The organism is Enterococcus sp. HMSC076E04 (assembly GCF_001814285.1).
GTDB lineage: Bacteria > Bacillota > Bacilli > Lactobacillales > Enterococcaceae > Enterococcus_B > Enterococcus_B lactis.
Genome location: NZ_KV815585.1, coordinates 1 through 22539, shown reverse-complemented (window position 1 = coordinate 22539; position 22539 = coordinate 1). Strand labels below are relative to the sequence as shown.

Annotated in this window: 20 protein-coding genes; 13 read left to right on the top strand and 7 right to left on the bottom strand. The window is 40.0% G+C overall.

The genetic code is table 11. The annotated features are described in order from the left end of the window. Positions 1–87 precede the first annotated feature (87 nt). From gyrA to dnaA, 6 genes are all read right to left on the bottom strand, one after another. A complete protein-coding gene (gene gyrA / locus HMPREF2961_RS05190) occupies positions 88–2559 on the bottom strand; it encodes a DNA gyrase subunit A (RefSeq protein ID WP_002293127.1) in 2472 nt (823 codons plus the stop codon). Positions 2560–2578: 19 nt separating this feature from the next. Next, positions 2579–4525, bottom strand: coding sequence for a DNA topoisomerase (ATP-hydrolyzing) subunit B (gyrB, locus tag HMPREF2961_RS05185; RefSeq protein WP_002288364.1), 1947 nt, complete (start codon positions 4523–4525; stop codon positions 2579–2581). After that, complete coding sequence (recF, locus tag HMPREF2961_RS05180) at positions 4522–5646, bottom strand: DNA replication/repair protein RecF (RefSeq protein WP_002293126.1); 1125 nt, start codon at positions 5644–5646, stop codon at positions 4522–4524. Before recF ends, gyrB begins: the two co-directional genes overlap by 4 nt. Then, positions 5633–5875, bottom strand: coding sequence for a S4 domain-containing protein YaaA (gene yaaA, locus HMPREF2961_RS05175; RefSeq protein ID WP_002293125.1), 243 nt, complete (start codon positions 5873–5875; stop codon positions 5633–5635). The genes recF and yaaA overlap by 14 nt, the downstream gene beginning before the upstream one ends. A 227-nt stretch (positions 5876–6102) precedes the next feature. Further along, a complete protein-coding gene (gene dnaN, locus HMPREF2961_RS05170; protein WP_070704127.1) occupies positions 6103–7233 on the bottom strand; it encodes a DNA polymerase III subunit beta in 1131 nt (376 codons plus the stop codon). Between the two features lie 197 nt (positions 7234–7430). Further along, positions 7431–8765 carry a chromosomal replication initiator protein DnaA gene (gene dnaA / locus HMPREF2961_RS05165; protein WP_002293122.1) on the bottom strand — a complete coding sequence of 445 codons (1335 nt, stop codon included), beginning with the start codon at positions 8763–8765 and terminating at the stop codon, positions 7431–7433. A gap of 522 nt (positions 8766–9287) precedes the next feature. Between dnaA and rpmH the strand changes: the two genes are divergently transcribed. The 4 genes from rpmH (at position 9288) to jag (ending at position 11487) form a co-directional block, all read left to right on the top strand. Then, positions 9288–9422, top strand: coding sequence for a 50S ribosomal protein L34 (gene rpmH, locus HMPREF2961_RS05160; protein WP_002293121.1), 135 nt, complete (start codon positions 9288–9290; stop codon positions 9420–9422). A gap of 117 nt (positions 9423–9539) precedes the next feature. After that, positions 9540–9896 (top strand): ribonuclease P protein component, encoded by a 357-nt coding sequence (gene rnpA, locus HMPREF2961_RS05155; protein ID WP_002293120.1) that lies wholly within the window; start codon positions 9540–9542, stop codon positions 9894–9896. Beyond that, positions 9893–10711 (top strand): YidC/Oxa1 family membrane protein insertase, encoded by an 819-nt coding sequence (locus tag HMPREF2961_RS05150; RefSeq protein ID WP_002309900.1) that lies wholly within the window; start codon positions 9893–9895, stop codon positions 10709–10711. The genes rnpA and HMPREF2961_RS05150 overlap by 4 nt, the downstream gene beginning before the upstream one ends. Before the next feature lie 17 nt (positions 10712–10728). Next, positions 10729–11487: an RNA-binding cell elongation regulator Jag/EloR gene (gene jag, locus HMPREF2961_RS05145; protein ID WP_002293118.1), complete on the top strand. Its 759-nt coding sequence runs from the start codon at positions 10729–10731 to the stop codon at positions 11485–11487. A gap of 169 nt (positions 11488–11656) precedes the next feature. Here the strand turns inward: jag and HMPREF2961_RS05140 are convergent, their stop codons facing one another. Beyond that, the gene (locus HMPREF2961_RS05140; protein ID WP_002315473.1) at positions 11657–12040 is read right to left on the bottom strand and encodes a hypothetical protein; all 384 of its coding nucleotides are present in this window, start codon (positions 12038–12040) and stop codon (positions 11657–11659) included. A 299-nt stretch (positions 12041–12339) separates the two neighbouring features. Here HMPREF2961_RS05140 and mnmE point away from each other — a divergent pair, with 299 nt between their 5' ends. From mnmE to guaB, 9 genes are all read left to right on the top strand, one after another. Beyond that, complete coding sequence (gene mnmE, locus HMPREF2961_RS05135; protein WP_002315472.1) at positions 12340–13737, top strand: tRNA uridine-5-carboxymethylaminomethyl(34) synthesis GTPase MnmE; 1398 nt, start codon at positions 12340–12342, stop codon at positions 13735–13737. Between the two features lie 16 nt (positions 13738–13753). Further along, a complete protein-coding gene (mnmG, locus tag HMPREF2961_RS05130) occupies positions 13754–15655 on the top strand; it encodes a tRNA uridine-5-carboxymethylaminomethyl(34) synthesis enzyme MnmG (protein ID WP_002293110.1) in 1902 nt (633 codons plus the stop codon). A gap of 233 nt (positions 15656–15888) precedes the next feature. Beyond that, on the top strand, positions 15889–16602 hold the full coding sequence (gene rsmG / locus HMPREF2961_RS05125) for a 16S rRNA (guanine(527)-N(7))-methyltransferase RsmG (protein ID WP_002293109.1): 714 nt from the start codon (positions 15889–15891) through the stop codon (positions 16600–16602). A gap of 11 nt (positions 16603–16613) precedes the next feature. Further along, positions 16614–17381: a ParA family protein gene (locus HMPREF2961_RS05120; RefSeq protein WP_002293108.1), complete on the top strand. Its 768-nt coding sequence runs from the start codon at positions 16614–16616 to the stop codon at positions 17379–17381. Further along, a complete protein-coding gene (locus tag HMPREF2961_RS05115; protein ID WP_002293107.1) occupies positions 17368–18258 on the top strand; it encodes a ParB/RepB/Spo0J family partition protein in 891 nt (296 codons plus the stop codon). Before HMPREF2961_RS05120 ends, HMPREF2961_RS05115 begins: the two co-directional genes overlap by 14 nt. A gap of 20 nt (positions 18259–18278) precedes the next feature. After that, positions 18279–18470: a DUF951 domain-containing protein gene (locus HMPREF2961_RS05110; RefSeq protein ID WP_002293106.1), complete on the top strand. Its 192-nt coding sequence runs from the start codon at positions 18279–18281 to the stop codon at positions 18468–18470. Positions 18471–18478: 8 nt separating this feature from the next. Beyond that, a complete protein-coding gene (gene ychF / locus HMPREF2961_RS05105; protein ID WP_070704125.1) occupies positions 18479–19579 on the top strand; it encodes a redox-regulated ATPase YchF in 1101 nt (366 codons plus the stop codon). An 89-nt stretch (positions 19580–19668) separates the two neighbouring features. Next, the gene (locus HMPREF2961_RS05100) at positions 19669–20364 is read left to right on the top strand and encodes a DUF1129 domain-containing protein (RefSeq protein ID WP_002293104.1); all 696 of its coding nucleotides are present in this window, start codon (positions 19669–19671) and stop codon (positions 20362–20364) included. Positions 20365–20794: 430 nt separating this feature from the next. Then, entirely contained in the window at positions 20795–22279 is a 1485-nt protein-coding gene (gene guaB, locus HMPREF2961_RS05095) for an IMP dehydrogenase (RefSeq protein WP_002315471.1), read from the top strand. Positions 22280–22539: the final 260 nt, after the last annotated feature.

The following is a 22539-nucleotide window of genomic DNA, read 5'->3' as shown; positions in this document are numbered from 1 at the left end:
GCAATTTTCGTAAATTCCTTCTTATTTCTTGAAGTTGCCCACTTCTGTCACAACCTCCTTGCTAACTTAAACACTTCATCTTTATGATTATTCTTCTGTTGCTTGCTCTTCAACTGTTTGTTCTACCGCTTCTGGCTCGACTGCTGCCATTGTGACGACTTTCGTATCAGCTTCCATCTTCATCAAACGTACACCCAATGTTGAACGTCCAGTTTGAGAAACAGTCGATACGTTGAAACGGATAATCACACCTTTATCTGTAATCAGCATGATGTCTTCATTTCCAGAAACAGTGGTCAATCCGGCTAGTGGACCATTTTTTTCAGTGATATTCGCCGTTTTGATTCCTTTACCTCCGCGGCCTTTCACTGGATATTCCGATACTTTGGTCCGTTTTCCGTAACCTTTTTCTGTAATCACTAGTACTTCTTGGTCTTCCTTCATCAGGGCTGCCCCAACGACGTAATCTTCCTCACGCAGACGTATCCCTCTGACGCCGGAAGCTGTACGTCCCATATCGCGGACTGCTTCTTCTTTGAAGGTCACAGAGTAACCGTTATGTGTGCCAATGATGATATTTGACTGTCCGTCTGTCAATAGAACATTGACTAATTCGTCATCTTCTTTCAAACCAATTGCAATCAGGCCATTGCTTCGGATGTTAGCGAAAGCAGTGACAGACGTACGTTTAACTGTACCTTGACGCGTCGTAAAGAAGAGATAGTGGCCTTCTTCTGCTTCTCCCGTCACCGCAATAATTGCTTGGATGCTTTCACTCGAGTCGATACCCAGCAAATTGATGATTGGGATTCCTTTGGCTGTACGCCCGTATTCTGGAATTTCGTATCCTTTTGCCCGATACACTTTTCCGTTATTCGTAAAGAATAACAATGTATCATGGGTAGAACAAGAAACTAGATTCTTGACGAAGTCGTCATTGTGGATACCCATTCCTTGGACACCACGCCCGCCTCTTCGTTGAGCTCTGAATTCATTATTTGCCAAACGTTTGATATAACCATTGTTTGTCAATGTAATAACGATTTCTTCTTCTTCAATCAAATCTTCATCTTCTAGACTTAAGACCTCACCGACTAGTAATTCTGTGCGTCGTTTATCACCAAATCGTTGATTCAAGTCTGCTAATTCATTCTTGATGATTTCTGTGACACGTTCGGGTCTTGCCAGAATGTCAGTCAAATCTTCAATCAGTTTCAATAGTTCTTGGTATTCATTTTCGATTTTTTCCCGTTCCAAACCGGTCAATCGACGCAAACGCATATCTAAGATAGCTTGTGATTGGCGATCGGATAAATCGAACCGTTCGATCATTGTTGCTTTTGCTTCGTCATCTGATTTAGACCCGCGGATAATCGCAATGATTTCATCGATATGATCCAAAGCAATACGCAAACCTTCTAAGATGTGTGCTCTTGCTTCTGCTTTTTCTTTTTCAAAGACCGTCCGTCGTGTGATGACTTCGCGTTGATGTTCGATATAGTTTTCAAGGATTTGTTTCAAACTTAAAACTTTCGGCACGCCTTTTTCGATTGCCAACATATTGAATCCAAATGAATTCTGCAAGGATGTCAATTTGTATAAGTTATTCAAAATAACTGATGCGCTGGCGTCACGACGAACGTCAATGACAATTCGCATGCCTTCACGGGAAGATTCATCCCGCAAATCCGTAATTCCTTCGATACGCTTGTCTCTGTGCAACTCAGAAATCCGTTCAATCAATTTTGCTTTATTGACCATATAAGGTAATTCCGTCACGAGGATCCGTTCTTTGCCATTTGGCATCTCAGTGATCTCAACTTTTGCACGTACGGTAATAGAACCTTTACCTGTTTCATACGCTCTTCGGATTCCTGATTTTCCCATGACCAAGCCACCTGTTGGAAAATCTGGTCCAGGTAATACTTCCATCAATTCATTGGTCGTCACATCAGGATTATCCATCAGCAAATCGATAGCCGCTACTACCTCAGACAAATTATGAGGTGGGATATTCGTTGCCATACCCACGGCGATCCCCGTCGTTCCGTTCACCAAAAGATTAGGGAAGCGAGCAGGTAATACAACGGGTTCTTTTTCTGTGTCATCATAGTTGCTTTGGAAATCAACAGTGTTCTTATTGATATCACGCAGCATTTCTGTAGCGATTTTGCTCATCCGTGCTTCGGTATAACGCATAGCAGCGGCACCGTCACCGTCAACAGAACCAAAGTTTCCATGACCATCCACTAGCATATAACGGTAGCTAAATGGCTGCGCCATCCGTACCATTGACTCATAGATTGCACTATCCCCATGAGGATGGTATTTACCCATGACATCTCCGACGATTCTGGCAGATTTTTTATGGGCTTTATCCGGTGTCACACCTAATTCGTTCATGCCGTATAAAATACGGCGATGAACGGGTTTCAGACCATCTCTGACATCAGGCAGTGCACGTGCGACAATAACACTCATCGCATAATCGATGAAGGAGTCTTTCATTTCGCTGGTTAGATTGACATCATGGATGTTTTCTCTGATTTCTTCACTCATTCTTTTTCCTCCTTCATGATTAAATATCTAAGTTCTTCACGTAATGTGCATTTTCCTCGATGAATGCACGACGAGGTTCTACTCGATCCCCCATCAACATTTCAAATATCTGGTCTGCCGCGATAGCATCATCCACGCTGACGCGGGCCATCATTCGATTACTTGGGTCCATAGTTGTTTCCCATAGTTGATGATCATCCATTTCTCCAAGTCCTTTATACCGCTGAACACTTGGTTTTGGTGAGGCAGGAAGTGAAGCAACGACTTGTTTCAACTCTTCTTCTGCATTCTTTCCTGGTTGTACATACGTGATATTCTTCCCTTGTTTTACCCCGTATAAAGGTGGCTGAGCAATATAGACATAACCAGCTTCAACAATTGGACGCATGTAACGGTAAAAAAGAGTCAGCAGCAATGTACGGATATGTGCACCATCGACATCGGCATCAGTCATGATCACTAATTTATGATAACGAGCTTTCGATACATCGAAATCTTCTCCAAACCCTGTACCCATAGCAGTAAATAAAGACCGAATCTCTTCATTTGCCAAGATCTTGTCCATGCTTGCTTTTTCAACATTCAAGATTTTCCCACGAATAGGCAAGATGGCTTGAAATTCTCGATTACGACCTTGCTTAGCTGATCCGCCGGCCGAATCTCCTTCGACGATGAACAATTCGCATTTTTCAGGATCGTTGCTAGAGCAGTCTGCTAATTTTCCTGGCAGATTACTGATCTCTAAAGCACCTTTACGTCTCGTTACTTCACGCGCACGTTTCGCTGCTAGACGAGCTCTGGAAGCTAATAATCCTTTTTCAACGATTTGACGGCCCACACTTGGATTTTCCAGCAAGAATTTCATGAAATGCTCGCTAAATAACCGATCAGTGACTGTCCGTACTTCGGAATTGCCCAATTTTGTTTTTGTTTGTCCTTCGAATTGAGGGTCAGGATGCTTAATAGAAATAACAGCTGTCAATCCTTCTCGCACGTCTTCACCAGTCAAGTTGTCATCATTTTCTTTCATCAGCTTTTGTTTTCGGGCATAATCATTGATCACCCGAGTTAATGCAGTCTTGAATCCTGATTCATGTGTTCCGCCTTCATACGTATGGATATTGTTGGCAAAACTCATGATATTGGAATGGTAGCCGTCTGTATATTGCATAGAGACTTCAACTGCGATATCTTGCTGCTCACCTTCCAAATATACAGGTTCTGGGAAAATCACGGTTTTGTTTGCATTCAAGTATTCGACATAACTTTTGATCCCGCCATCGTAATGGTATTCATTGATGACTGGTTCTTCTTCTCTTTTGTCCTCAATCGAAATACGCATCCCGCGGTTCAAGAAAGCTAGTTCACGGATTCGGGTAGCCAATTTTGAAAAATCAAACTCAGTTGTCTCTGTAAAAATTTCAGGATCTGGCGTAAAGTGAACCGTTGTTCCATGGCGATCCGTTTGTTCAATGATCTTTAAGTCGTCCACTACAGCTCCACGACGATACTCTTGATAGTACACATTTCCTTCTTTGTATACTTTGACATCAAGTTGCGTAGAAAGTGCGTTTACGACGGAAGATCCCACTCCATGAAGACCACCGGAAACTTTGTACCCGCCACCGCCGAATTTTCCTCCAGCATGTAAAACAGTAAAGACCGTTTCAACTGCAGGACGTCCGGTTTTTGCTTGGATATCCACTGGTATCCCCCGTCCATCGTCAATAACAGTGATACTGTTGTCTTTTTCTATAATCACATGGATTTTTGTTGCAAAACCTGCTAATACTTCATCGATCGAATTATCGACGATTTCCCAAACAAGGTGATGCAGACCTTCAGAACTAGTCGAACCGATATACATACCAGGTCGTTTACGAACGGCTTCAAGTCCTTCAAGTACTTGAATCTGACTGGCATCATATTCTTTAGCGCGTTCTACTAAACTTCTTTCTTCTGTCATTCAGTTTCTTCTCCTTTTAGTTTCCCTTGTCGAACATAAAAAATCTCAGGTTCAACAGTCATTTTATTTTTTACATGGTCAAGTGTCGTCGTTGTTAAGAACGTTTGAACTTTTCCTTCGATTGTTTCCAGCAGATGGAGCTGACGATTATCATCCAGCTCGCTCATCACATCATCTAATAATAGGATCGGGTATTCCCCTGTCTCTTCTTTGATCAAATCGATTTCTGCTAATTTGACACTTAGAGCAGTCGTTCTTTGCTGTCCTTGCGATCCATAAGTCTGCACGTTTTTCTGATTAATAAAAAAGGAAAGATCGTCACGATGAGGACCAACTGTCGTCGTTCCCCGAAAAAGGTCTTTCTTTTTATTTTGATTCAAAAGTGCGAGAAATTGTTCTTGGATTTGTTCTTGCGTATGTGTTTCTAAAGAATCGACTGCGGTGAGATACTCGATTTCCAACTGCTCTTTGTGATGTGTGATTTGCTGATGTAAAGAATTAGCCCAAAACTCCAATCGCTTGATAAACTGTGCTCTTGCTTTCAATACTTTGCTGCCAAACGCTGCTAGTTGTTCGGACAAAATATCCAAATAAAGCAAATCAGTTTGTTTTTTTTCATTCAGTTGCTTCAAGTACTGGTTTCTTTGCTTCAAAATCGCTTGGTATTGGACAAGATCATAAAGATAGATTGGATTGATCTGACCTAATTCCATATCTAAAAATTTCCGCCTGATCTGCGGGCTGCCTTTTACTAACGAAAGATCCTCTGGTGCAAATAAAATGACATTCATTTGTCCCACGTAAGTACTTAACTTTTTTTGTTCGATATGGTTGATCTTGGTTTTTCGGCCTTTTTTAGATAATAAGATTTCTAATGGGAGAGTGGATGAACCTTTTGTGATCTCTCCTTGGATCATTGCCTGATCGTCATTCCAACCAATCAATTCCTGCTCACTACTTGTCCGATGGCTTCGCGTCATAGCCAATACATAGATACTTTCCAAAAGATTCGTTTTTCCCTGCGCATTTTCACCTAAAAAAATGACCAGATTCTTGGAAAATTCGATGTTCAGCTCTTCGTAATTTCGATAATTTTTTAAATACAGCTTATTCAGCCTCATTATCGTCGTTTCCTTTTTTTACCATAAAAAAAGTTCCTACTTCTGGAACTTCAACCATCATACCGGGATAAAGCTTGCGTCCACGACGATTTTCCGGCTCGCCATCGACTAACACAGTGTTTTCTGCCAAATACCATTTTGCTTGTCCGCCACTACCGATAACGGTGGCTTCTTTCAGCATTTGACCCAACGTCATGAATTCCGTATTTAGAATGACTTGTTGTTTCAATGTCCATCCCTCATTTTCATTATTAAAAGTATACTCTATTATACCTTTTTTTCCGCAATAAAACAAATTTATCCATATATTTTTCCATATAAGACGATTTAATCTAAAAAAGGTGATTTAAACAAAAATAAACAGAAAGCCTTAAAAGAGATTTTAGGGCCTTCTGTTTAAATTTTATTTTTTCTAATTCTTTTCAATTAAATTTTCAATATCTTTGAAAATCTTTGTTAATTTGTACGTACAGGAGTGATCAATTGGATAAATTGAACGCCATCTTCCGTTGGTTCCAACGTGAATGGTCGAATAGCGGAAATAAATTTTACCTTGATACTCATATCTCCAAATGCACGCAACGCTGCTTTCATATAATCCGGGTTGAAAGAAATCTCCAATGGATCGCCACTGCTTGCTGTATAGCTCAAGCTTTCTTCTACTTTCCCGATTTCTGGAGAATTTCCGTATAAAACAACCGCATCTGGACGGATGGATAAACGAACGATATTGTTGCGGCCTTCATGAGAAAGTAAAGAAGCACGTTCGATTGCCGCTAGAAAACTAGGAACAGAAAATTCGACCTCTGTATTAAAGCTTGATGGGATCAAACGATTGGTATCAGGATAGTTTCCTTCTAACAAGCGGGAATAGAAATACATTGTTTCCGTTTTGAACAAGACTTGGTTTTCCATAATGCTGATTTCGACGATTTCTTCTTCATTTGTCAGTGAGCGAGACAATTCGATCAAACTTTTCCCAGGAATAACAATATCAAAATGATCAGCCGTTTGTTCTACTGGGATCACGCGTTGACTTAGACGGTGAGAGTCAGTAGCTACAGCTAATAAAGAATGATCAGATAAAATAAAATGCACACCCGTCAAGATCGGACGACTCTCATGCTGCGACACAGCAAAAACTGTTTCGTTGATTAGTTTAGTCAATACGTGTACTGGTAATTTTATCTGGTTGTGGCTTTCGACAACAGGAAGATGAGGATAATTATCTGCATCTAATCCATTCACGATAAAATTCGCTTTTCCAGAAGTGATCGCTACTTGTTTATTTTCTAATACTTCTAAAGTAAATGTTTCTTCAGGAAGTCTTCGAATGATTTCGCTAAAGAAACGAGCTTGTAAAACAATTGATCCGGTAGATTCGATTTGCATATTTGCTTTTTCGTTTTCAACAGACAAAAAAGTTTCAATTGATATATCAGCGTTGCTCCCCGTCAAAGTCAAACCTTCTTGTGTCAGTGTGATTTTTACACCTGTCAAAATAGGGATAGTGGTTTTGCTTGAAATAGCTCGTTGAACAGTTTGCAATTCCTGCATAAAGCTAGCTCGATTTAAAGTAACTTTCATGATGTATCTCCTTTGAATGTTTGTTTATTTATTATTAGTTAAAAAGAATAATAAAAGTAATAGGGCATGTTGATTCTGTGGAAAACTCAAAAAACGCAAGAGAGAAACGAAAAAACAGCTGTGGAAAAAGTGTGTATAACTTTTGCTTGTTTTTTTCTTTTATCCACATGCTATTTTCAGTTGGTAGAATCGACAAATTAATTTAGTAAAAAGTTTTTGATTTCTGATACTTCATTTTGCATGCTGACACTAGAATCCATCAGCTGCTGGATCTTCTCATGGGCATGGATAACCGTTGTATGATCCTTGCCGCCGAATTCAGCTCCAATTTTCGGTAATGAATTATCTGTGAGCTCACGTGCCAAGTACATAGCGATTTGTCTAGGAACAACAATAGATTTGACGCGTTTCTTTCCTTTGAGATCTTTCAATTGGATGTGATAATACTTTGCCACTTCTTCTTGGATCTGCAAAATCGACAATTGAGGATGTCCTTTTCCTGATTTTAACGTTTTCAGCGCATCTGCAGCTAGACTAGTCGAAATATCTTCACTATTCATTGCAGCAAAAGCCTGTACTCGAACAAGTGCCCCTTCTAATTCACGAATATTAGAATCAATTTGACCTGCGATATAGCTCAGCGTGTCATCTGGGATCTCTAGACGTTCAGCTGCTGCTTTTTTACGCAAAATCGCTGTTCTTGTTTCAAGGTCCGGTGGCGTAATATCAACAGACAGCCCCCATGCAAAGCGAGAAACAAGGCGTTCTTGTAATTTCGGAATCTCGTTTGGCAACCGATCACTGGTTAGAACGATTTGTTTACCTTCATTGTACAAGGCATTGAAAGTATGGAAAAACTCCTCTTGCGTAGCTTCTTTTTCTGCGAAAAATTGAATATCATCTACTAATAGTAAATCAACATTTCGATATTCTTGACGGAATTCTTCTGCTGTTTTGTTTTGGATCGAATTGATGAAATCATTAGCAAAAGTTTCACTGCTTACATATTTTACTTTGGCATTAGGCTGACTTTGCAGCATTTGATGACCGATTGCATGCATCAAGTGAGTCTTGCCAAGTCCTACGCCTCCATAAAAGAAGAGCGGGTTATAAATAGAACCTGGATCTTCTGCTACAACGAGCGCTGCTGCATGAGCCATCTGGTTTCCTTTACCAATGACAAACGTATCAAAGGTATATTTAGGATTCAGCATGGCTTTTTTTAGCGGACTAGGTGCCGCAACTTTTGGATTTTTCTCTTCTACAACTTCTTCTTGCTCTGCTTCTTCGCCAGTAATAAAGCGAGGGATAATCTCATTTCCTGATAGCATATAACCGACTTCAACGATTTTTGTTGCCAGGTTTTTTTCCCAATATTCTTTATGAATCTTGCTAGGAACCTCAACAACGAGCTGGTTTTGATCAAGAGTTCGAGGGTTCGCTGTTTCAATCCATGTATTATAGCTAGCAGGCGATAAATCCTTTTGGTATGTTGCTTTTAATTCATTCCATAAAGCATCGAGGGATACCATATAAGGCCTCCTCCTTCATTAAAAAGTGAATAACTAGTACTAATTTAGCATTTTTTTCAATAGTTTTCCACAGAAACCGAAGAAAAAAATTTTTTAATTACAATTATCCACATAATCGACAAATAAAAAAAAGAGAAAAACACAGCTGTCAAAAAAAGTTTTCCACACCACTAATGCACAGGTGGACAACTCGTAAAAATCACGAGATTTCCTCCTATACCTGTGGATAACAAATATATATTTATCAATAGTTTAGGGACGAAATGCACAGAAAAATGCCTGGTTGTGGATTACTTTTTTTACACGTGTGTTTTCTGTGTAAAAGTGCCTCGTTATTATTTGTGGATAATTCCTGTGCATAACTTTTTCCACATGGGATTCCCATAGAAAAAAATAATCTTGTGGATAAGTTTTGACAATCGATCTTCTATTTTATATTGACAAAATCACTACTTTGTCGTTATACTATCAAAGTATGTCTGTGTTTATAAAATAGATAAGAACATTTTGGAGGTGGAATATATGAAAAGAACATACCAACCAAATAAACGTAAACGTCAAAAAGTTCACGGATTCCGTAAACGTATGAGTACTAAAAATGGACGTCGTGTGTTAGCTAGCCGTCGTCGTAAAGGAAGAAAAGTTCTTTCAGCTTAGGCCACTGGGGTTTCAGTGGTTTTTTTTATACTCTTTTTTAGGGAAATGATGAAAGGACAATCGTAATTATGGTATGATTATGAGCGTAAGTGAGAGATAGAAAAGGAAAGAAAACTAATGAGAAAAGCGTATCGAGTAAAAAAAGAACGAGAGTTTCAAGCCGTGTTTCATACGGGAGATTCTTTTGCTAACCGCAAATTCGTCGTTTACCGTTTGAAAAAACCGGGACAGCCTCATTTTCGAGTTGGTTTATCTGTAGGAAAAAAGGTCGGCAACGCGGTAAGCCGCAATGAAGTCAAACGAAAAATCCGAGCAGCAGTTTATTCTATAAAAGAAGAGATTGATCCGGAGTTGGATTTTATTGTGATTGCTAGACCAAGTGTGAAGGGGCTGACTTATGATGAGGTTCGCTCCAATTTAGTCCACGTCTTAAAACTTGCAAAAATAATCGACAGAGAGGAAAAGAGTAAGTGAAGAAATACAAACGTTTACTTTTGATGGCCGGTATCGTTAGTTTGGTCATCGTCTTATCCGGTTGCGGAACTGGGGAAGTCAGCGCACAAAGTACAGGAATTTGGGATCGTTATATTGTTTATTACTTTGCTGAGGCGATCAAGGCGTTGTCATTTGGTAATGCAGGGATAGGGATCATTTTATTTACATTGATCATCCGTGTGATCTTGTTGCCGCTGATGCATTTCCAAACAAAGAGCATGCGCAAGACACAAGAATTACAACCGAAATTAAAAGCACTGCAGCAACAATATAGTTCAAGAGACCCAGAAACACAAAGTAAATTAAGAGAAGAGCAACAGCGTTTATATGCGGAAAATGGAGTCAATCCATATGCTGGTTGTCTTCCTTTATTGGTACAAATGCCAATCTTGATGGCGTTATGGCAATCTATTTCCCGTGTACCTGAGTTGAAACAAGGCCATTTCTTATGGTTGAACTTAGGGAACGCGGATCCAACATTTATCTTGCCGATTCTAGCAGCAATCTTTACTTTTGCAAGTACGTATTTATCTAGCATGAGTCAGATTGAATCGAATGCATCAATGAAGATCATGAATTTCGTGATGCCTGTAATGATTTTAGTGATGGGTGTCAATTTAGCCAGCGGTCTTTCATTATACTGGGTGGTTTCCAATGCCTTCCAAGTTGTACAAACGCTGCTGATCAACAATCCTTTCAAAATTCGAAAAGAACGGGAAGAAGAAGCACGTAAAATCCGCGAAAGAGAACGTGCATTGAAGAAAGCAATGAATCCTAAGAAAAAACGGAAATAATAGGGGAGGGAATGCTAATGCCGATTTATGAAGCTGCAACAATAGATGAAGCTGTTCAACTAGGTCTAGCTGATTTGGGTTTGGCCAAAGACCAAGTTGAAATCGAAATACTGGAAGAAGGAAAAAAAGGTTTCCTAGGAATGGGCCGAAAAAATGCACGGCTTTCGATCCAGCCAAGTATCAGTGAAAAAATTTCTGAAACAGTAGAACAGACGGTAGAAGAGATTTTAGAAGAAGAACCAACAGCTGAGATCGAGGTAGTCAACGAAACGATTCTTGAAGAAAAAACAGAAGAAGTAAGTGAGCTAGGGGATGAAGCAGCTTTAACGGAATTGGCAGTCTATCTTACTGAAATTTCAAAACAGCTTGATGCTCCAGCTCTTGTCAAAATGGAAAGAGAATCCAATAATATGGTCGTTTTCCATTTAGAAACACAAAAGCAAGGGTTACTGATTGGGAAACATGGAAAAACGCTGAATGCATTGCAATATCTGGCACAAGTCTTCATCCATCGTTTAGCAAGAAATAAGCTATCTGTAGTGGTCAATGTAGGCAATTACCGTGAAAAGCGCCAAGAGATCATTCAGCGTTTAGCTGATCGCACGGCTGAAAAAGTAAAACGGACAGGACAGCCTGTTTTCTTAGAACCAATGCCTGCCTTTGAACGTAAACAAATCCATGCTGCATTAAGTAAAGATGAACATGTAAAAACACATTCGGAAGGTGAGGAACCTTATCGTTACTTAGTAGTTGAACCTGCTAAAAAATATTATTGATTCCATTACTTTTTGAATAAATCACGTTGACAAAGTTTTTCAAACCAAGTATATTTTACTAGAAATCATTCTTATCAGAGTATACGATGAAGTAGTCACTAACTTTGATAGAAAAAAGCGGAACGAAACTGTTTTCAGTTTTGCTCCGCTTTTTTTGTACCTGTTTCATTTAACCAATCGTCGTTTGGATAAATTGGATCACTGTTCCATAAGCAAAAAGTTCCAGAAAATACTTTCCATCCCGATTTCTTTGCTGATACTCAAAATGACAGTTGATCACCGCATTCGCACCATATTCAAGAACCTTCATCTTTAATTTCCTCTTCGTTGTCAAGAAAAGATCCTCTTTGGGAAAAGCTGGGTCAAACAAATCAGCTTCTAAGCATTCCACAACAAAAACGATATCGCGGACGATATATTTTTGATTGATATTTCCTGTAGATAAAACAACATCGTTGATCCGAGGATCACTTTCTTCTTCCAATGCAGCAGATCTGAACGGGCTCACATATTTTCTCCTTTCAAAAGTGTATAGTTTAGACAGCGCTACCATTTAGTGTACCGTTTTTTTTAAGAAAGATAAAGCCTTGTTTATACAGTATTTTCTCTTCGAATAAACCAAAGAACACAAAGAGACATCCAAAGTCAATTAAATGTAAGGTAATGGAATCAGGTGAGGTACAACTTCATATAACTTGTTTTAAACACTTGATTCCTTATAGCAAGTGTGATAACCTATGACCAGAATTTAATCAAGAACAAGCAGTCAAAGTGCGAAGTTCACCGTTTATTATGCATAAAGGGTGGAGTGGGCACTTTTTTTGTGCGCAAAATGAAAAAGGAAGTGAAAAAATGGCTGAAATTACTTTAGAATTTGATACGATTGCGGCAATTTCTACCCCGCCTGGAGAAGGGGCAATCAGTATCGTTCGTTTAAGTGGCGATCAAGCTGTGCAACTAGCAGATAAAGTTTATCATTCTGGGAATAAACGACTATCAGAAGTACCAAGCCATACGATTCATTATGGACATATCGTTGATCCTAAGAGCGATCAGCTAGTCGATGAAGTCATGGTCTCTGTGATGAGAGCACCAAAGACATTTACGCGAGAAGATGTAGTAGAAATCAATTGTCACGGCGGAATCGTCGTAGTCAATCAAATTTTGCAGTTATTGTTAAGAGAAGGGGCAAGATTAGCTGAGCCAGGCGAATTCACAAAACGAGCATTCTTGAATGGTCGTGTTGACCTTTCACAGGCAGAAGCTGTGATGGATTTGATTCGGGCAAAAACAGACAAAGCAATGGGGTTAGCCCTTAATCAGTTAGACGGCAATCTGTCTGCTTTGATCCGCTCATTGAGACAAGAGATTTTAGAGACATTAGCTCAAGTAGAAGTAAATATTGATTATCCGGAATATGACGACGTCGAAGAATTGACTACGAAGTTATTGCTTGAAAAAGCACAGATGATCCAACAAAGAATCCAAGCACTACTTGCTACGTCCAAGCAAGGAAAGGTTCTGCGGGAAGGGTTAAGTACGGCGATCATCGGCCGGCCAAATGTCGGCAAATCAAGCTTGTTAAACCATTTGTTAAGAGAAGAAAAAGCAATCGTTACGGACATTGCAGGAACGACTCGAGATGTAATCGAAGAGTATGTCAATGTTCGGGGGGTACCGCTCAAGTTAATCGATACAGCTGGAATTCGGGAAACAGAAGATGTGGTGGAACGTATCGGGGTCGAAAGAAGCCGTAAAGCATTAGCAGAAGCAGACTTGATCTTACTTGTTCTAAACCAAAGCGAACCACTGACAGCAGAAGATGAACAATTACTGGAAGCGACAAGTGGATTGAAACGGATCATTCTTCTAAATAAAACAGATTTGCCAGCACAGTTGGAACAAGAAAAATTGAACAAATGGATCGAAAATGAACCAGTTTTTTCAATTTCCGTAGCTAAAAACGACGGACTAGATCGTTTGGAATCAGCTATTTCTGATTTATTCTTCAGCGGAGAAACAGGAGAAAGAGACGCTACTTATGTTTCCAATACCCGCCATATCGCATTATTAGAAAAAGCTTCTCTGTCACTTGAAGAAGTCATTGCAGGTATTGATGCAGGAATGCCTGTGGATCTCGTTCAAATCGATATGACGCGTTGCTGGGACTATCTAGGAGAAGTGGTTGGCGACAGTGTACAAGATGAATTGATCACTCAATTATTCAGTCAATTTTGTTTAGGAAAATAAAAGGAGGAACAAACGATTGAAACATTATGAAGCAGATGCGTATGACGTGATCGTTGTCGGCGCAGGACATGCCGGTTCAGAAGCTGCACTTGCTGCTGCACGTATGGGCTCAAAAACGTTATTACTGACAATAAATTTGGATATGGTAGCATTCATGCCATGTAATCCTTCTGTAGGCGGACCAGCTAAAGGCGTTGTTGTTCGAGAAATCGATGCGCTAGGTGGAGAAATGGGTAAGAATATCGATAAAACCTATATCCAAATGCGTATGTTGAACACAGGAAAAGGTCCAGCTGTCCGAGCATTGCGAGCACAAGCAGACAAACATGCTTATTCAACAGAAATGAAACATACAATCGAAAAAGAACCAAATTTGACGTTAAGACAAGGAATCGTCGAAGAACTGATCGTCGAAGATGGTGTTTGTCATGGTGTAGTGACTTCCACAGGAGCGAGCTACCGGGCAAAAGCAGTTGTTATTACAGCCGGAACAGCACTTCGCGGAGAAATCATTATCGGTGAATTGAAATATTCATCAGGTCCGAATAACTCTCAACCTTCTATTGGACTAGCGAATCATCTAAAAGAACTTGGCTTTGCTATCGAACGGTTCAAAACAGGAACACCGCCTCGAGTAAAATCAAGTACAATCGATTATTCTGTTACAGAAGAACAACCTGGTGACAAAGAGCCGAATCATTTTAGCTTTAGTACACCAGATAGTGCCTATAAACTAGATCAGGAATCTTGCTGGCTGACCTATACAGGTGAGACGACTCACCAAATCATTCGAGACAACTTACATCGTGCCCCAATGTTTACAGGGATCGTTGAAGGGGTAGGCGCTCGCTATTGTCCATCCATCGAAGATAAGATTGTGCGTTTTGCAGACAAACCACGTCACCAACTATTTTTAGAACCAGAAGGCTTGAACACAGAAGAAGTCTATGTTCAAGGGTTATCTACTTCTTTACCAGAAGATGTCCAAGTCGACATGCTTCATTCCATCGCCGGTTTGGAAAAAGTAGAAATGATGCGTACAGGATATGCTATCGAATATGACGTAGTAGAACCACACCAACTCCGTCCGACATTAGAAACTAAAGTCGTTGAAAATCTTTATACAGCTGGACAAACAAATGGTACAAGCGGGTATGAAGAAGCGGCTGGACAAGGACTGATTGCTGGTATCAATGCAGCTTTGAAAGTTCAAGGAAAAGAGCCTTTAGTGATCAAACGAAGTGATGGTTACATCGGTGTCATGATCGATGATTTGGTGACAAAAGGAACGAACGAGCCTTACCGTTTGCTGACTTCACGTGCTGAATACCGTCTGCTTTTACGTCATGATAATGCAGATTTGCGATTGACAGAAATGGGTCACCGTGTGGGCTTAGTAAAAGAGGACCAATACAAGGCTTATTTGAAGAAAAAAGAAGCAGTTGAACAAGAAATCAAACGTTTGATGAATGTACGGATCAAACCAACAGAAGAAGTTCAAGCCTTTTTAGCGACGATTAATGCGGCACCTCTAAAAGATGGCGTACTAGCAAGCGACTTTTTAAGACGCCCTGAGATTACTTATGCAGATCTTCTACGGTTTATTCCAGAGAATGAAGAATTAACACGAAAAGAAATCGAACAAGTAGAAATCCAAATCAAATATGAAGGCTACATCAAAAAAGCCATGGAAAAAGTAGAAAAATTAAAACGCATGGAAGCGAAAAAGATTCCAGAAAACATCGACTACGCAGCAATCAACGGATTAGCAACAGAAGCAAAACAAAAATTGCAGAAAATCCAACCAGAAACAATTGCCCAAGCTAGCCGGATCAGCGGGGTAAATCCTGCAGATCTAAGCATCTTAATGGTCTATATCGAACAAGGGAAGATTGCGAAAGTCAGTGAACCAGCGTAATACGTAATAATAAATAGAAGAGAGAACCAGTTTTTGCAGAAATTGCTCAAAGCTAGTTCTCTCTTCTATGTGTATTTTATGAGTGCCATAATAGAAAGAAAAAATCTATCGGCGTTTCTTACTTTTCAAATTTTTAAGAATCCATATGGAAGGATTGCATGTCTTGGAATTTTGCGTTAAAGTAGGGAGAGAATCTGTGAAACAATTGCTGTTTCACAATGAAAGGAATAATTATGATACCAGAAGAATTTCGCCAATCTTTGGCAGAAAAAGGGATAGAGCTTACCGATCATCAAATGGAACAATTTGCTATCTATTATCGGACATTAGTCGAATGGAACGAAAAAATGAATCTTACAGCCATTACGGATGAAAAAGACGTATACCTGAAGCATTTTTACGATTCGCTTACGTTAGCATTTGAAGTAGACTTTACGCAACCTTTATCTTTATGCGATGTCGGTTCAGGAGCAGGATTTCCTAGCGTACCTTTAAAAATTGCCTTTCCCGAATTGCAGATAACGATTGTTGATTCTCTGAATAAACGAATAACCTTCTTGTCTGAACTAACTCGATTATTAGGAATCGATGCTTCCTTATATCATGACCGGGCAGAAACATTTGGACAAAATCCTCAATTTCGTGCATCATTTGACCTTGTCACTGCTCGTGCAGTTGCTCGTTTGAATGTGTTAGCAGAATTGTGTTTGCCCTTGGCTAAACAAGAAGGCTATTTTTATGCATTGAAAGCAGCAAAAAGTGAAGAGGAACTGACAGAAGCAAAACAAGCGATTGCTTTATTAGGTGGTAAATTCCTCAAAGAAGAGGCAGTTACCTTGCCGAATGTCTCTGACCAACGGCATATTATCGTCATTCAAAAAAAGAAAATAACCCCAAAGAAATACCCAAGAAAGCCCGGTCTGCCTAATAAGCAGCCAATCAAATAGGAGGAGAAGAGATGGCACAAATAATATCTGTTGCGAACCAAAAAGGTGGCGTCGGCAAAACAACGACGACGGTAAATCTAGGTGCTTGTCTTGCCAGCCTTGGCAAAAAAGTATTGCTAGTGGATATGGATGCACAAGGAAATGCTACCAGTGGTGTCGGGATCAGAAAACCCGATGTGACAAAAGACATCTATGACGTTCTAGTCAATGAATTGCCAATTGATGAGGCGACGTTGATCACTGAACATGAAAATTTGAGTATTGTGCCTGCGACTCTCCAATTAGCAGGAGCAGAGATCGAATTGACATCAATGATGGCAAGAGAATCAAGATTAAAAGGATCTTTAGCAGAAGTCAGCAGCCAGTATGATTATATTTTGATCGACTGTCCGCCTTCTCTTGGCCATTTGACAATCAATTCATTTACAGCAAGTGATTCGATTTTGATACCTGTTCAGTGTGAATATTACGCATTGGAAGGATTAAGCCAATTACTGAATACGGTTCGTTTAGTCCAAAAGCACTTCAATCCAGAATTGGAAATAGAAGGTGTCTTGCTGACCATGTATGATGCACGAACAAATCTGGGAAATGAAGTCGTAGAAGAAGTACGCAAATACTTCCGCGAAAAAGTCTATGAAACAATCATCCCAAGAAATATTCGTTTATCAGAAGCACCTAGTCATGGAAAACCGATCATCGACTACGATCCACGTTCTCGGGGAGCTGAAGTCTACCAAGCATTGGCAAAGGAAGTGGTAAGTCGTGAAGAAAAGTAAAGGATTAGGCCGAGGAATCGATGCATTGTTCCAAGATTTAGAAAACTTAGAGACGGTGGATGTAAAAGATGATACCGTGGTCCAGTTGCCATTGAATGAGCTGCGTCCAAATCCGTATCAGCCTCGTAAGACATTTGAAGAAGTATCTTTGCAAGAACTAGCTAATTCTATTGAACAATCAGGCGTCTTCCAACCAATCATCGTACGCCGTTCTGCAGTAAAAGGATATGAGATCATCGCAGGGGAAAGACGTTTTCGAGCGTCCAAACTAGCTGAAAAAGAAACGATCCCTGCTATCGTCAGAGACTTTGACGAAGAAGCAATGATGCAAGTAGCCGTGTTGGAAAACCTGCAACGGGAAGATCTGAATCCATTAGAAGAAGCAGAAGCGTATGAAATGCTGATGAAAAATCTGAAACTGACACAAGCAGAAGTGGCTAGTCGTTTAGGAAAGAGCAGACCTTATATCGCCAATTATTTGCGCTTGCTTTCTTTACCAGATCTTGTTAAGGAAATGGTGCAAGATCAACGTTTATCTATGGGACAAGCTCGTACGCTGTTAGGCTTGAAAAACAAATCATTGATCTTGAAATTAGCCAATCGTGCAGTAACTGAAAATTTAACTGTCCGCCAACTGGAACAGATCGTTTCTGAATTAAATCAAAACGATGGAAAAGAAAAGAAAAAAATCCCAAGGCTAGCAAAGGAAAAACCCTATTATATCCGAGAAAGCGAAGATCGTTTGATGGATAAATTCGGTACGAGCGTAGCTATCCAAGAAAAAAACGGGAAAGGTAAGATTGAGATCGAATACCTTTCTCAAAAAGATTTGACACGAATTCTTGATATCTTGAATATTCAATTTGATGAAGAATAAACAAAAAGGAGGCTATTTTTATGTACGACTTGCACGATATCGTTGAAATGAAAAAACCTCACGCTTGCCAGACGAACCGCTGGGAAGTCATTCGAATGGGCGCAGATATCAAAATCAGATGTATGAATTGCGGACATATCGTCATGATGACCCGTCGAGATTTTGAAAAGAAATTAAAAAAAGTAATTGAAAAAAATGCAGAGAAAGAGTGAATAAATTTATGGCATTGACTGCTGGAATTGTTGGGTTGCCCAACGTAGGAAAATCAACTTTGTTTAATGCGATCACAAAAGCAGGAGCAGAAGCAGCAAACTATCCCTTTGCAACGATCGACCCCAACGTAGGGATGGTAGAAGTACCTGACTGGCGTTTGCAACGCTTAACAGAACTTGTACATCCGAAAAAAACTGTTCCGACGACTTTTGAATTTACAGATATTGCTGGGATCGTAAAAGGCGCTAGTAAAGGAGAAGGTTTGGGGAATCAATTCTTAAGCCATATCCGCCAAGTAGATGCTATTTGTCACGTTGTCCGCTGTTTTGATGATGATAATATCACTCACGTAGAAGGACGCGTCGATCCACTAGAAGATATTGATACAATCAACTTGGAACTAGTGTTAGCAGACTTGGAATCGATCAACAAACGCTATACTCGTGTAGCAAAAGTTGCTAAAACCAAAGATAAAGATGCAGTGGCAGAGCTAGCTGTATTGGACAAAATCAAACCTGTACTGGAAGAAGGAAAATCTGCTCGAACGATCGAATTCACAGAAGAAGAACAAAAAATCGTTAAATCACTATTCTTATTGACGACAAAACCAATTCTTTACGTAGCAAATGTGTCAGAAGATGATGTGGCAGATGCAGGTGCGAATCATTATGTACAAGAAGTGCGCAACTTTGCGGCAGAAGAAAATGCAGAAGTGATCGTGGTCAGTGCTCGTGCAGAAGAAGAAATCGCAGAATTAGATGAAGAAGACAAAGCAGAATTTCTAGAAGCTTTAGGAATCGAAGAATCAGGTTTGGATCAGTTGATCCGTGCCGCTTATGATTTGTTAGGCTTAGCTACTTACTTTACTGCTGGGGAACAAGAAGTACGTGCTTGGACATTCAAAAAAGGAATCAAAGCGCCGCAAGCAGCAGGAATCATCCATTCAGATTTCGAACGCGGATTTATCCGTGCGGAAACTGTCTCTTTTGAAGACTTGGATCATTATGGAAACATGCATGCAGCAAAAGAAGCTGGGCGTGTTCGATTAGAAGGAAAAGATTATGTTGTACAAGACGGCGACGTAATGTTATTCCGCTTTAATGTGTAAAAGGGCTATCAAACTAGCTGTAGAATATGGTAGAATGTCTTTTGTGACGACCGTTGAGAAAAGGAACGGCTAAGGAGGACTATTAGATAATGGAACCAGAACAATTACGAGAAATCGTAAAAGAAAACAATAGTTTAGAAACAAAATTAACCAAAAGAAATCAACAGTACATTTTTGATTTGAAAAAATCTTTAGAAGCAGCGAATTTGTCTGAAGAAGAAAAAGTAAAAGCCCTTCATGACATTCTGCCTACTTTAGTTGCAGAACAAAAAGGCGGAAAAACAGCTCGCCAATTGTTCGGGACAGTCTCTGAAAGAACGGAAGCAATCATCAATAAACCAGCAGAAATACAAAATACATCGACCCCTTTATTGATGTGGTTGGATAATACATTACTACTGCTTGGTCTATTAAGTATCATGATCGCGATTACCGGATTGTTTTCACGTGGAACAACGCCAGCTTATGGCTTCTCTACACTCGTTCTAGGTTCTGCAATCGGTGGCTGGGTCTTTTATATGATGTACAAGTACATCTATCAGTATGAATATCCGGGAGCAGATCGAAGCAAGAAACCAGGAATGGGTAAAACATTGCTTATCCTAGGTGGAACGACACTTCTTTGGGTCGTGCTGTTTTCTGCGACAACGCTATTGCCGCCAGTTATCAATCCAGTATTAGATCCGATAGTAGTTATCATCATCGGAGCAGCTGCTTTAGCCGTCCGTTACTACTTGAAGAAAAAGTATGGGATCATTGGAAGTTTATCCGTTCCAAGAAGATAAACCAGAAAGCAGAGCAGTAGCTTTACTAAATATTGAGAGGTAGTAAAGGACCTCATTCCGTTTATCCATAGTTAAATAATAGTAAGGGGCTGTGACAAAAGTCTTGTCGCAGCTCCTTTTTTCGAATAAACGGTGTTCAAAAGCTTGCATCTGCGGTAATAAGCCCAACCAAACGAAAAATATGAGGAGCTATTTTTGTTTGGCAGTTCTTATTACTTGATGCATAACAGCTTTTTCACAACCTCTCCACTAAACGGTGTTCAATCAGCTAACCACTTCTGTCGCACTCTCTTTTAGTATATACACAGATGTAAGCGATTTATATTGGTATTCTATGAGAAAGCTAATTTGATTCCATGTAGATCATTGACTTAAATGAAAAAATCAATTATTTTAATAGATAAACTAAATTAGAGGAGTGGTACTAAAAATGTCCAACTGGGAAACAAAGTTCACGAAAAAAGGATTTACTTTTGATGATGTCTTATTGATACCAGCAGAAAGTCACGTGTTACCAAACGAAGTGGATATGAGCGTACAATTAGCTAAAAATATTAAGTTGAATATTCCAATCATCAGTGCAAGTATGGATACCGTTACCGACAGCAAGATGGCCATCGCTATGGCAAGACAAGGCGGATTAGGTGTAATCCATAAAAACATGACGATCAGCCAGCAAGCGGATGAAGTAAGAAAAGTCAAACGTTCTGAAAGTGGCGTCATCATTGATCCGTTCTTCTTAACGCCACAGAATCTTGTAGCAGATGCAGAAGAATTGATGAGCAAATACCGTATCAGTGGCGTGCCAATCGTTGAAACACTTGAAAATAGAAAATTGGTAGGGATCATTACAAACCGTGACATGCGTTTTGTAACAGATTATCACATGCCGATTGCTGATGTGATGACAAAAGACAACTTAGTGACTGCCCCAGTAGGTACCTCTCTAAAAGATGCAGAAAAGATTTTGCAAAAACATAAAATCGAAAAATTACCAATCGTTGATAACGAAGGTCGTTTAAGCGGATTGATCACGATCAAAGATATCGAGAAAGTGATCGAATTTCCAAATGCAGCAAAAGATGAACATGGTCGATTGCTTGTAGCAGCAGCTGTTGGTGTAACAAGCGATACATTCGAGCGTGCGAATGCTTTATTAGAAGCAGGGGTAGATGCAATCATCATCGATACAGCTCATGGACATAGTGCAGGTGTAATCCGAAAAATCCAAGAAATCCGTTCAACTTTTGCAGATGCAACATTGATTGCTGGGAACGTTGCGACGGCTGAAGCGACAAAAGCTTTATATGATGCAGGGGTGGATGTCGTAAAAGTCGGTATCGGACCAGGATCGATTTGTACGACACGTGTGGTAGCCGGTGTAGGTGTACCTCAGCTCACAGCTATCTATGATGCAGCATCAGTTGCTCGTCAATATGGCAAAGCGATTATTGCAGACGGAGGAATCAAGTACTCTGGTGACATCGTCAAAGCATTAGCTGCCGGCGGACATGCAGTTATGCTAGGCAGCATGTTGGCGGGGACAGATGAATCACCAGGTGAATTCGAAATCTTCCAAGGACGTCGATTCAAAACATACCGAGGTATGGGTTCATTAGGCGCGATGGAGAAAGGTTCAAAAGACCGTTACTTCCAAGGTAGTGTCAATGAAGCAAATAAATTAGTACCAGAAGGAATCGAAGGTCGGGTTGCTTACAAAGGAAGTGTTGCAGACATTATTTTCCAAATGATCGGCGGTTTGCGTTCAGGAATGGGTTATGTTGGGGCAGCCAATTTACAGCAATTACGTGATGAAGCGCAATTCATCCAAATGAGCGGCAGCGGATTAAAAGAATCACACCCTCATGATGTACAAATCACGAAAGAAGCACCAAACTATTCAGTTGAATCTTAAAAATACTAAAAAAGAGTGGTGACACATGTTGTGTCACCACTCTTTTTTTGAATAAACAATGTTTCCTTGCCAACTCCGAATCACAAGTACAATATTCATAAAATATGAAGAGCTGTTTTTTGAAATTACTCCTTATGGTTTCGAGTGAAACGGCAGGCTTACGACTTCTTGGTAAACGGTGTTCTCCTGCCAATTCCTCGGTCACAAGTCACAATATTCAATAAACATGAGGAGCTGTTTTTTGAAATTGTTCCTTGTGA

Bases quoted from the DNA above. Each gene is read 5' to 3' on its own strand.
- gyrA (WP_002293127.1), bottom strand. From the start codon at position 2,559: ATGAGTGAAGAAATCAGAGAAAACATCCATGATGTCAATCTAACCAGC.
- gyrB (WP_002288364.1), bottom strand. From the start codon at position 4,525: ATGACAGAAGAAAGAAGTTTAGTAGAACGCGCTAAAGAATATGATGCC.
- recF (WP_002293126.1), bottom strand. From the start codon at position 5,646: ATGAGGCTGAATAAGCTGTATTTAAAAAATTATCGAAATTACGAAGAG.
- dnaN (WP_070704127.1), bottom strand. From the start codon at position 7,233: ATGAAAGTTACTTTAAATCGAGCTAGCTTTATGCAGGAATTGCAAACT.
- dnaA (WP_002293122.1), bottom strand. From the start codon at position 8,765: ATGGTATCCCTCGATGCTTTATGGAATGAATTAAAAGCAACATACCAA.
- rpmH (WP_002293121.1), top strand. From the start codon at position 9,288: ATGAAAAGAACATACCAACCAAATAAACGTAAACGTCAAAAAGTTCAC.
- rnpA (WP_002293120.1), top strand. From the start codon at position 9,540: ATGAGAAAAGCGTATCGAGTAAAAAAAGAACGAGAGTTTCAAGCCGTG.
- jag (WP_002293118.1), top strand. From the start codon at position 10,729: ATGCCGATTTATGAAGCTGCAACAATAGATGAAGCTGTTCAACTAGGT.
- HMPREF2961_RS05140 (WP_002315473.1), bottom strand. From the start codon at position 12,040: ATGGTAGCGCTGTCTAAACTATACACTTTTGAAAGGAGAAAATATGTG.
- mnmE (WP_002315472.1), top strand. From the start codon at position 12,340: ATGGCTGAAATTACTTTAGAATTTGATACGATTGCGGCAATTTCTACC.
- rsmG (WP_002293109.1), top strand. From the start codon at position 15,889: ATGATACCAGAAGAATTTCGCCAATCTTTGGCAGAAAAAGGGATAGAG.
- HMPREF2961_RS05120 (WP_002293108.1), top strand. From the start codon at position 16,614: ATGGCACAAATAATATCTGTTGCGAACCAAAAAGGTGGCGTCGGCAAA.
- HMPREF2961_RS05110 (WP_002293106.1), top strand. From the start codon at position 18,279: ATGTACGACTTGCACGATATCGTTGAAATGAAAAAACCTCACGCTTGC.
- ychF (WP_070704125.1), top strand. From the start codon at position 18,479: ATGGCATTGACTGCTGGAATTGTTGGGTTGCCCAACGTAGGAAAATCA.
- HMPREF2961_RS05100 (WP_002293104.1), top strand. From the start codon at position 19,669: ATGGAACCAGAACAATTACGAGAAATCGTAAAAGAAAACAATAGTTTA.
- guaB (WP_002315471.1), top strand. From the start codon at position 20,795: ATGTCCAACTGGGAAACAAAGTTCACGAAAAAAGGATTTACTTTTGAT.